Origin of the sequence: Arthrobacter sp. 9MFCol3.1 (assembly GCF_000620385.1) — a bacterium.
Classification (GTDB): domain Bacteria; phylum Actinomycetota; class Actinomycetes; order Actinomycetales; family Micrococcaceae; genus Arthrobacter.
The window spans coordinates 91,221-101,221 of record NZ_KK211132.1 but is presented as its reverse complement, the minus strand read 5'-3'; the positions used below and the strand labels follow the sequence as shown (position 1 = coordinate 101,221).

Here is a 10,001-nt window from a genome sequence, read left to right as displayed (position 1 = left end):
ACGATTGGCCTCGGTTGGTGCCGCGTTCGTGCAGTCGATTTGTCGTCGCCGTGTCCCGCCCGAACCACTTCGGGCCCCTGAATGCCGTCCATGAATTAAGTGTCCCTGCGGGCTATGACATTATTTACGGCCCGCCGGAGCCGGTCCACGGCGTCGGGAGGCATTGGCGACCTTCCAAGTCCGAATGTCCCCTGCTTGCCGTCCATGGTTCAAGTGTCCCTTTGGGCTACGACATTTGGGCGAGGGCAAAGGCGACTGCGTCATGGCTGTTGCGGATCCTGAAGGGTGCCTGCGTGAAGCCGCATCTGAAAGTTTGAGAGTGCAAAGTCTTTGAGTTTGCTGTCGTCGATCAGCTGGGCAGCGGCGGCAACCTGCAGCGGCAGCGATGCCCGGTGAACCTTTGCCCTGGCGATCATTTCCCTGTCCGCTATGTCAGCGACACTGGCGGAGCCGAACGCTCCGATGAGGGGTGCGAGGTCAAGGGCGGGGTCGCCAATGCAGGCGTTGTCGAGGTCTATGACACCTGAAAGCTGATCTCCTCGCCACATGATGTTGTGCAGGCCAAAGTCACCGTGCACTAGTGAAGTCCCAACTCCGGCTTCCATTTCCAGTACTTCCTTGACAGCCCGCCGGGCAGAGGTCTTTACGGCCATATCTAACGGTTGGATGATCCGGTCGACAACGTCTGGCCATTGCTGCCCTCCGCACCATTGCCTGACGGGCCGGAGCTCACCGCCAGGAACCGCAGCTTCCCGGAGCCCGGTCAGGACAAGTTCCAGCGGCCCTCTAACCTGCTCCCAGGAGTGGCCAGATCGATGTTCGCCGGGGATGCAACTGCTGATCTGCGCAGACCATGACGGCCCCGAAAGCGGTTCGGACATGGCCAGGGGGATACGGAAAGGAAGATCCACGCCTTCTAATGCCCTGAGGTTCTGATGCTCGCTGTGAGTCCGCGAAGCGTGGCCTGCGCCGCGCGCTACGCGCACGACGGCAGAGTCGCCGAGGACGGCGACATGGTGGAATGCACCGTGCTTGAATGCGGCTTCGTTCCACTGCAGATGAGGCCAAGCACGTTCGACGGGCGGCCAGAGGGCAGACGTATCGGCATCGAGTGTATTCACGATCGCCAGTCTCTCAGGCACGGCCGCCAGTAGCTTGACTCAGCGCTTGGACTGGTTTCGGCACCGCCCATCGACAACGACATGACCCGCAATGTGGCCCCGCACCCCAAAGTGGAATAGATGCCGGGACCGGGGGTAGCGTCAACGTATGACACCTGGACGTCCCGTACCCCCGCCGCTGGCCAAGCCGCTGCCGGATTCCGCCACTACCGCCGCCACCGCGGACAGCGCCGCGCAGACCACCGGCCCCACCCTCGCCGCTGCGTACGGCGCCACCGCACCGGACAGCGGACTTGTTCCCTTGACCGTGTCCCGACGGGCGCCGAAGGCGGACGACGTCGAGATCGCCGTCGAATTCTGCGGACTGTGCCACTCGGACGTGCACGCCACCCGGGGCGAATGGGGCGGCGACACGTACCCGTTGATCCCGGGCCACGAGATTGTCGGCCGGGTCACCCGGCTCGGTTCCGCCGTCGACGACTTCACCGTGGGTGAGCGCGTGGGCGTGGGCTGCATCGTGGACTCCTGCCGCGAGTGCGAGAGCTGCCTGGATGGCCTCGAGCAGTACTGCGAAAAAGCCGCGGTGGGAACCTATGGGGCCAAGGACGCCCGCAACGACGGCGCCATCACCCAGGGCGGCTATGCCACCTCGATCGTGGTGGACCGCCACTATGTCCTGCGGGTGCCGGAGGCCCTGGACCCCGCCGCCGCGGCGCCCCTGCTGTGCGCCGGCATCACCACGTATTCGCCCCTGAACCACTTCGAGGTCGAGGAAGGCGACGTCGTCGGCGTCGTCGGACTGGGCGGCCTCGGCCATATGGCCGTCAAGATCGCCAAGGCCATGGGCGCCGAGGTCAAGGTCTTCACGACGTCGGAGAACAAGTTCGCCGCGGCGCGCGAGTTGGGCGCAGACGACGTCATCCTCTCCACCGACCCGGCCGCGATGGAGGCCGCGAACCGCAGCATCGACGTCATCATCGACACCGTCGCTGCACCGCACGACCTCAACCCCTACTTCCGCACCCTGCGCCTGGACGGCGTGCTGTTCCAGCTGGGCCTGCCCGCCGAAGCGATGCCGCCCGTCAACCCCGGCGCGCTGATCCGGCGCAGGATCGCATATGCGGGTTCGCTGATCGGCGGCATCGCCGAGACCCAGGAGATGCTGGACTTCTGCGCCGAGCACGGCGTGGTTTCCGACGTTGAGGTGGTCGGCGCAGACCAGCTCAACGAAGCCTTCGACCGCATGGTGGCAGGCGACGTGAAGTACCGTTTTGTCCTGGACGTCAGCACCCTGGGGTCCCCGGCAGAAAAGGCGGACGCATGAGCACTCTCTTCACCAAAATCATCAACGGCGAGATCCCCGGCCGCTTCGTCTGGCGCGAGGACGACGTCGTGGCGTTCCTGACCATGGGCCCGCTGGCCGACGGCCACACCCTCGTGGTGCCCACCGAGGAAGTGGACCGCTGGACGGACGCCTCGCCCGAGGTCCTCGGCCGGGTCATGGAAGTTGCCCGCAAGATCGGCGCCGTCCAGGTGGAAGTGTTCGACGCCGCCCGGGCAGGGCTGATCGTGGCCGGCTACGAAATCAACCACCTGCACGTCCACGTGTGGCCATCGAACTCGATGGCGGACTTTGATTTCGGTTCGGCGGACCACCACCCGGATCCGGCCAGGCTGGACGCCAACGCGGAGAAGCTCCGCGAAGGCCTCCGCGCGGCCGGCCATGCGGAGCACGTTCCGGCCGCCTAGGTCTCTCCCGGACATTCCCGGCCACCAGAAGCTGGCGCCGGCGCAGCACCCCAGGGTCTACGCCGGTGCCAGCACCTTGTTCAGCGCCGCCCGGATGCGCTTCTCGGACACCGAATAGGCCGTCCCGAGTTCGACGGCGAAGAGGCTCACCCGCAGTTCCTCGATCATCCAGCGCACGTGGGTTAACTCCGCCCCGGCCCGACGCCCGGGCAGCAGCGCGGACACGGCGTCGTCGTAATCGTCCTCCAGCGCCTGGACAGCGGCCATGTGCTGGGCGTCCCGCTGGACGTTGCCCGGCAGCTTCTCAAGGCGCTTTTCGATCGCCGCGAGGTAGCGGGGCAGCTGGCTGAGCTGGGCGTAGCCCGTGCGTGCCACGAAACCCGGATAGACCAGTTGCTCGAGCTGGCTCTTGACGTCGTTGAGCGCGCTGATCAGGGCCAGGCTCGTGGTGCCCTTGAGCTGCTTTTCGATCCGGCGGGTGCTGGCCAGGATGCGTTCGACGACGGCGGTGACCGTGAAGACCGTGTCGATCAGCTCCGCCCGGACACTCTCGTAGAGCGCCTTGAACGATGCCTCTTCCCACGGCAGCTCAGCCGGCGTGAGCTTGTCGATCGCGGCCAGGGCGCAGTCAGCGATCAGCGCGGCGACGGATCCATGCGGGTTCTGGCTGAACGTCAGTTTCTCGGTGTTGTTCAGGTGCTCAAGGACATAGCGGTCCGGCGGCGGCACTTTCAGGGCCAGGAGCCGGATGACCCCGCCGCGCATGGCTTCCTGCTGTTCCGACGGCGACTGGAACAGCCGCAGCGCCACGGAAGTTCCCTCGTCCACCAGAGCCGGATAGCCGGTGACAGTGTGCCCGCCAACGGTTCCCTGGACCTGGCGTTGGACGGTTCCAAAGGTCCAGTCCTTGAGCCCGGACATTTCGGTGAACCCGCCCGGGGCTGCGGCTGCGGCATCGGCCAGGGCGGCCGACGGGGATGTGCCGGCCCGCGACGAACGCGCGCCATCCTTGCCGTTCGCCGTGCCCTTCCCGTCCGCGCCGGCTTTACCCCTCGCCGCGCCGTTTCCTCTGGATTGGGGTGCCGTGGTGCCGGGAGTGGCACCGAGGGATTCCGCGATGGCCCGGCGGGTGGCCGGGGCCAGCCGTTCCTGCAGCGCGTTCAGGTCCTTGCCCTCATCGAGCAACTTGCCGCGGGAATCCACCACGCGGAAGCTGACCCGCAGGTGCGACGGCACGGCGTCCCAGTTCCAGGAGCCCGGGGGAATGACCTGTCCGCGGATCCGGCGCAGCACGAGTTCCAGCGAGGGCTCGAGCTCGTCCGTGGCGGGATCGAAATCCGCTTCCAGGGCCGCGACGGCCTGGCGGGCCACGTCCGGGGCCGGAACGAAGTTCTTGCGGATCTGCTTGGGCAGCGACTTGATGAGCGCCGTCACGAGCTCCACGCGCTGCCCGGGGATCAGCCAGCGGAACGCGGCGTCGTCGAGCTGGTTCAGGAACAGCACCGGGACCTCGGCAGTGACGCCGTCGGACGGATTTGGCGGCGAACCGGGCGCGACGGGGTGGAACTCGTAGCTCAGCGGCAGCTCGAATCCCTTGTGCAGCAACGTCTTGGGGTAGGCCGAGTCGTCCAGGGCCGCGGCGTCCTCGCTGATCAGCAGGGACTGGTCGAAGTCCAGCAGCGTGGGATCCTGCTGCCGCGCGTCCTTCCACCACTTGTCGAAGTGCCGCTCCGAGACGACCTCCGCGCCGATCCGGGCGTCGTAGAACTCGAACAGTGTCTCGTCGTCCACCAGGATGTCGCGGCGCCGCATCCGGGCCTCGAGCTCCTCGACTTCGTGGAGCAGTGCGCGGTTGCGGTGGAAGAACTTGTGGTGGGTCTGCCAGTCGCCTTCAACCAGGGCATGGCGAATGAAGAGCTCGCGGCAGAGCTCCGGATCCACCTTGCCGTAGTTGATCCGCCGGCTCGGGATGATGGGCACGCCGTACAGGGTGACCTTTTCGTGGGCCATCACCGCGCCCATCTTCTTGGACCAGTGCGGCTCGCTGTAGCTGCGCTTGACCAGGTCAGGAGCCACCTGTTCGGCCCAGAGCGGATCGAACTTCGCCGCGACGCGGGCCCAAAGCCGGCTCGTCTCCACGAGTTCGGCAGCCATCACGAACGTGGGCGACTTCTTGAACAGGGCCGATCCCGGGAAGATCGCGAAGCGGCTGCCGCGGGCACCGGCGTACTCGCGCTTGCGCTCGTCGAGGATGCCGATGTGGCTCAGCAGCCCCGAGAGCAGGCTGATGTGGATGCCGTCGTGGTTGCCCACGGGATCGGCCAGGCGCTTGTTGTCCAGGCTGATGCCCAGCGGCCGGGCCAGCTGGCGGAGCTGGGCGAACAGGTCCTGCCACTCCCTGACCCGCAGGTAGTTGATGAACTCGGTGCGGCAGAGCCGGCGGAACGCCGTGGAGGACAGTTCCTGCTGTTTCTCCTGCAGGTAGTTCCACAGGTTCAGGTAGCCGGTGAAGTCCGAGTTCTCGTCCCGGAACCGGGCGTGCTTCTCCGCGGCGAGCTGCTGCTTATCTGTCGGGCGCTCGCGCGGGTCCTGGATGGTCAGGGCGGCCGCGAGGATCATGACTTCGCGGACGCAGCCCCGCTTTCCGGACTCCACGATCATCCGGCCGAGCCTCGGGTCCACGGGCAGCTGCGCCAGTTGCTGCCCGACGGCGGTGAGCCCGCCGCCGTTCCTGCCGCCGCCGTTCCGGCCGGGAGCGGCACCGGCTGCTTCCGCGGGACGGCGGCCCGGGCCGCCGTCTGTTGCGTCCTGGGCCCGGGCGGCGCTGAGGGCGCCGAGCTCGCGCAGGAGGCTGACGCCGTCGTTGATCGCGCGCGAATCCGGCGGCTCGACGAACGGGAAGTTCTCCACATCCTTCGGTCCGCGGGCCACGCCCATGGCCGTCATCTGCAGGATGACGGCCGCGAGGTTGGTGCGCAGGATCTCCGGATCCGTGAACAGCGGCCGCGACTCGAAGTCTTCCTCGGAGTACAGCCGGATCGCGATGCCGTCGGAAACGCGGCCGCAGCGGCCCGAGCGCTGGTTGGCCGAGGCCTGGGAGACGCGCTCAATCGGCAGGCGCTGGACCTTGGTCCGGTGCGAGTAGCGCGAGATCCGGGCCGTGCCGGTGTCGATCACGTACTTGATGCCGGGGACCGTCAGCGAGGTTTCGGCGACGTTGGTGGCGAGCACGATCCGGCGTTTGCTGCCTGGGTGGAAGACCTTGTGCTGCTCCTGCAGGCTCAGCCGGGCGAAGAGGGGAAGGACCTCGGTGCCGGCCAGGCGCCGATTGGACTGGATGCGGGCGTTGAGGGCCTCCGCCGCGTCGCGGATTTCGCGCTCGCCGGAGAAAAAGATAAGGATGTCGCCGGGGGCTTCCAGGGCGAGTTCGTCGACGGCGTCGCACACCGCGTCGAGCGGGTCGCGGTCCTCTTCGAGTTCGTCGTCCGAGGCTGAGCCTTCCCCGGCTCCGTCTCCATCTTCGCCAGCGCCGCCGGCGGGCTGGGAGAGCGGGCGGTAGCGGATTTCCACCGGGAAGGTCCGGCCCGAGACCTCGATGATGGGGGAGGGCTCCTCGTCGCTGCCGAAGTGCTTGGCGAAGCGCTCGGGATCGATGGTGGCCGAGGTGATGATGATCTTCAGGTCCGGGCGCTGCGGCAGGATGCGCTTGAGGTAGCCGAGGATGAAGTCGATGTTGAGGCTGCGTTCGTGGGCCTCGTCGATGATGATGGCGTTGTACTTGCGCAGCAGCCTGTCGCGCTGGATTTCCGCCAGCAGGATGCCGTCGGTCATGAGCTTGACCTTGGTGGACCGGCTGACCTCGCCGGTGAAGCGGACCTGGAAGCCCACCTCCTGGCCGATCTCGACGCCGAGTTCCTCCGCGATGCGCTCGGCCACGGTGCGGGCCGCGAGCCGGCGGGGCTGGGTGTGGCCGATCAGCCCCTTCTCGCCCAAGCCGAGCTCGAGGCACATCTTGGGGATCTGGGTGGTCTTACCCGAGCCGGTCTCGCCGGCGATGATGGTCACCTGGTTGGCCGCAATGGCGGCCATCAGATCTTCGCGGCGCTCGGAAACCGGTAGCTCGGCGGGGTAGGAAATATGGAATGTCATGGCTGGACACAGTCTACTGGGGCGGACTGTCCACTGGGATGGCGACGGCGGATGTCCGGTCCGGCCGCTTAGGCAGAACCTGTGCAGGCCCGGCACATGTTGAGGGCCCGGCTTGATGGGCCGGGCCCGATGGGCGGGTGGACGAAACGTGCGCGGACTCAGAAGATCCGCAGGGTGTAGTTGACGCTCGGCAGGTCCCGGGCCATCCAGTACTCTTCCGAGCGGACGGGCGGGGTGTGACCGAGGCCGTCCTTCCGCAGGGCGGAAATGGTGGCGGCGAGGCCGGCGATGATCAGGACGATAACGGCGATTCCGAGGAGTTCCATACCTCTATGGTTCTCCGGTCCAGGAACTAAAAAAAGTGGCAGAAATGACCAAAAAGCTATAATTTCTGCCACACTGGAATCATGATCAAATCAGTGGCAATGATCGTGGTTCCCAACTTCTCGATCTTCGAGTTCGCGACCGCGTTCGAAGTCTTTGGCATCGACCGCTCGGACCGCGGAAACGGCGTGCCCGCCTTCGATTTCCGCGTCTGCGCACCCGAACCGGGCGACGTCCCGCTCAAGTCCGGCCTGTCCATGCACGTCGGTTTCGGGCTGGAAGCGGCCGCGGACGCAGACCTGGTGGTGATGGCGCCGTACGGCCGGGACGAGGACGTTCCCGAATCCGTCCTGGAAACGCTGCGGGCGGCCCATGCCCGGGGCGCCTGGGTGATGTCCATCTGTTCCGGGGCCTTCGCCCTGGCCCGGGCGGGCCTGCTCGATGGCCGGCGATGCACCACGCACTGGCATTACTCCCAGGAGCTGGCCAGCCGATACCCGGCCGTGCTGGTGGATGAAAATGTCCTCTACGTCGAAGACGGCCGGATCATCACGAGTGCCGGCACGGCCGCAGGGATTGATGCCTGCCTGCACCTGGTCCGTGTTGAGTTCGGCGCCAAGGTGGCCGCCGCCATCGCCCGGGACATGGTGGTCCCGCCGCACCGGGACGGCGGCCAGGCCCAGTACATCGACCGGCCCATTCCGCAGTGCGGCTCGGAGCCCATGGAGCAGCTGCTGCAGTGGATGGTCAGGCACCTGGACGAGGAACACGCGGTCAACGAACTGGCGGCCCGGGTCCATATGTCGCCGCGGACGTTTGCGCGGCGCTTCCGCGCGGAAACGGGGGCCACCCCGGCGGCCTGGCTCAATTCCCAGCGGGTGCTCCGCGCCCAGGAGCTGCTGGAGACCACAGAGCTCAATATCGATGAAATCGCGAGGGAATCCGGGTTCGGGCATTCGGTCCTGTTGCGGCACCACTTTACGAAGGCGCTGGACACCAGCCCGCAGTCGTACCGGCGCACGTTCCGGGGGCACCTGGCCACGGCATAGCGGGCGACGGCTAGCCAAAGCCCGGCGGCGCCGACTCCTCGGCCGCGGCCCGGGCGCATTCGACGAGGTCGCGCCACGGGCCCGTCAGCTCACGCTCGGGCAGGACCGCCCGGCGTTGATCGGCCCGGATGCTGTACATGAACCGGTCCGGCTGGCCGGATGTCCCGCTGATCCCGGCAACGTCGTCCCAGGGGCAGGCCTCGATCAGCGGCTGCCACCGGTCCGTGTCCTCGGGCGGCTCGGGCCGGACGGTCCACGTCCTTTTCATTCCGGCCACGCCGCCACTGCGCTGGACAGTAATCTTCATCGGACTCGGACCTTCATAGGACTCGGATCTGCAGGGGCTGGGCTTATCGCCGGGTTCCCGGGAACTTGACCTTCACAGTTTCCCACGCGGAGCGCACGGCGTCATGTTCCTTGGAATCCTCGCCGAAAAGCTCCTTGGCAGAGGCGGCAGTGGCCTTGGCGAAGGCACCGAACGTGGCAGTTGGGGACAGCGTGCCGCCCGTCAGCGTCTCGTACCAGATCTGTGCCGGTGCGTCCCAGGCATTGCCGCCGAGGGCCGTGGCCACCAGGCAGAACGCGCGGTTGGGGATACCGGAGTTGATGTGCACGCCGCCGTTGTCCGCGCTTGTGCGCACGTAGCCGTCCATCGAGTCCGGCTGCGGGTCCTTGCCGAGCACGTCGTCGTCGTATGCCGTTCCGGGAGCCTTCATGGAACGCAAGGCGGCGCCCTGCACCTGGTCGGTGAAGAGGCCTTCGCCGATCAGCCAGCTGGCCTCCGCCGTCGACTGCTTCCGCACATACTGCTCAACGAGGGCCCCGAAGACGTCGGACATCGATTCGTTCAGGGCTCCGGCCTGGTTGCGGTAAACCAGCCCGGCGGAGTACTGGGTCACGCCGTGGGTGAGTTCGTGGCCGATGACGCTCAAGGATTTCGTGAACCGCCCGAAGACCTGGCCGTCACCGTCGCCGAAGACCATTTGCTGGCCGTCCCAGAACGCGTTGTCGTAAAGGCGGCCGTAGTGGACCGTGGCATCGAGGTGCAGGCCTTTGCCGTCGATCGAATTGCGTCCGAAGGCCTCGGCGTAGAGGCGGTGGGTGTGCCCCAGTCCGTCATAGGCCTCATCGGCGGCGGGATCGCCGGTGGGCGGTTCGCCTTCTTTGCGGACCACGCTGCCGGGCAGCTTCTCGGCGGACTTGGCGTCATAGACCGTCCGTTCCGGCGGGGACGGCTTGATTTCCCGCAGGCCCGGATGACTGCCGGGCCCGGCCACCGCGCGGGAGGCGTGGAAGCTCGGAACGTGCTGCAGGGCTTCCTTTGCCGCGCGGGCGGCCCTGGAGAGCTCCGGCTCGCGCTGCGCGGCCAACCGGCGGAGCAAGTAGGGCGGAACGATGGAACAGTACACAGTTGAGAAGAACACTTGAGACCCCCTTCATGCTTCGGAGCCGGCAGGGTAGCCCGCCACCGATGAAAACAGCCTACGAGGGGGCACCGACAATCGGCAGGGGAAAAGCCGCTGGATTTCCGCGGTCTTTCGGCGGGATCCAGGGCACGCGGCGCACGGCCTCAACGCACAGAGCCCGCAAGAAGACTGGAATTATTCCC

At 66.9% G+C, this 10,001-nt stretch carries 8 protein-coding genes; 3 read left to right on the top strand and 5 right to left on the bottom strand.

What is annotated here, in order from left to right; genetic code table 11:
• Nucleotides 1–260 precede the first annotated feature (260 nt).
• Complete coding sequence (locus tag C560_RS23155; protein ID WP_197026205.1) at nt 261–1,121, bottom strand: phosphotransferase family protein; 861 nt, start codon at nt 1,119–1,121, stop codon at nt 261–263.
• 148 nt (nt 1,122–1,269) lie between these two features.
• Between C560_RS23155 and C560_RS0120640 the strand changes: the two genes are divergently transcribed.
• Together C560_RS0120640 and C560_RS0120635 are read left to right on the top strand one after the other, a co-directional pair.
• The gene (locus C560_RS0120640) at nt 1,270–2,445 is read left to right on the top strand and encodes an NAD(P)-dependent alcohol dehydrogenase (protein ID WP_026539641.1); all 1,176 of its coding nucleotides are present in this window, start codon (nt 1,270–1,272) and stop codon (nt 2,443–2,445) included.
• On the top strand, nt 2,442–2,870 hold the full coding sequence (locus tag C560_RS0120635) for an HIT family protein (protein ID WP_026539640.1): 429 nt from the start codon (nt 2,442–2,444) through the stop codon (nt 2,868–2,870). The genes C560_RS0120640 and C560_RS0120635 overlap by 4 nt, the downstream gene beginning before the upstream one ends.
• Before the next feature lie 57 nt (nt 2,871–2,927).
• Here the strand turns inward: C560_RS0120635 and hrpA are convergent, their stop codons facing one another.
• Together hrpA and C560_RS23675 are read right to left on the bottom strand one after the other, a co-directional pair.
• Nucleotides 2,928–7,019: an ATP-dependent RNA helicase HrpA gene (hrpA, locus tag C560_RS0120630; RefSeq protein WP_026539639.1), complete on the bottom strand. Its 4,092-nt coding sequence runs from the start codon at nt 7,017–7,019 to the stop codon at nt 2,928–2,930.
• Nucleotides 7,020–7,177: 158 nt separating this feature from the next.
• Nucleotides 7,178–7,345, bottom strand: coding sequence for a hypothetical protein (locus C560_RS23675; RefSeq protein ID WP_018775683.1), 168 nt, complete (start codon nt 7,343–7,345; stop codon nt 7,178–7,180).
• Between the two features lie 81 nt (nt 7,346–7,426).
• On the opposite strand from C560_RS23675, the gene C560_RS0120620 reads away from it, so the two are divergent.
• Entirely contained in the window at nt 7,427–8,392 is a 966-nt protein-coding gene (locus tag C560_RS0120620; protein ID WP_026539638.1) for a GlxA family transcriptional regulator, read from the top strand.
• Nucleotides 8,393–8,402: 10 nt separating this feature from the next.
• Here C560_RS0120620 and C560_RS0120615 read toward each other — a convergent pair whose 3' ends face one another.
• Entirely contained in the window at nt 8,403–8,699 is a 297-nt protein-coding gene (locus C560_RS0120615) for a protealysin inhibitor emfourin (protein ID WP_018775685.1), read from the bottom strand.
• 43 nt (nt 8,700–8,742) lie between these two features.
• Nucleotides 8,743–9,816, bottom strand: coding sequence for a M4 family metallopeptidase (locus C560_RS0120610; protein WP_197026204.1), 1,074 nt, complete (start codon nt 9,814–9,816; stop codon nt 8,743–8,745).
• Nucleotides 9,817–10,001 lie beyond the last annotated feature (185 nt).

Excerpts from the sequence above, each read along its gene's own strand:
- C560_RS0120640 (WP_026539641.1), top strand. The coding sequence starts at position 1,270 with ATGACACCTGGACGTCCCGTACCCCCGCCGCTGGCCAAGCCGCTGCCG.
- C560_RS0120635 (WP_026539640.1), top strand. The coding sequence starts at position 2,442 with ATGAGCACTCTCTTCACCAAAATCATCAACGGCGAGATCCCCGGCCGC.
- hrpA (WP_026539639.1), bottom strand. The coding sequence starts at position 7,019 with ATGACATTCCATATTTCCTACCCCGCCGAGCTACCGGTTTCCGAGCGC.
- C560_RS23675 (WP_018775683.1), bottom strand. The coding sequence starts at position 7,345 with ATGGAACTCCTCGGAATCGCCGTTATCGTCCTGATCATCGCCGGCCTC.
- C560_RS0120620 (WP_026539638.1), top strand. The coding sequence starts at position 7,427 with ATGATCAAATCAGTGGCAATGATCGTGGTTCCCAACTTCTCGATCTTC.
- C560_RS0120615 (WP_018775685.1), bottom strand. The coding sequence starts at position 8,699 with ATGAAGATTACTGTCCAGCGCAGTGGCGGCGTGGCCGGAATGAAAAGG.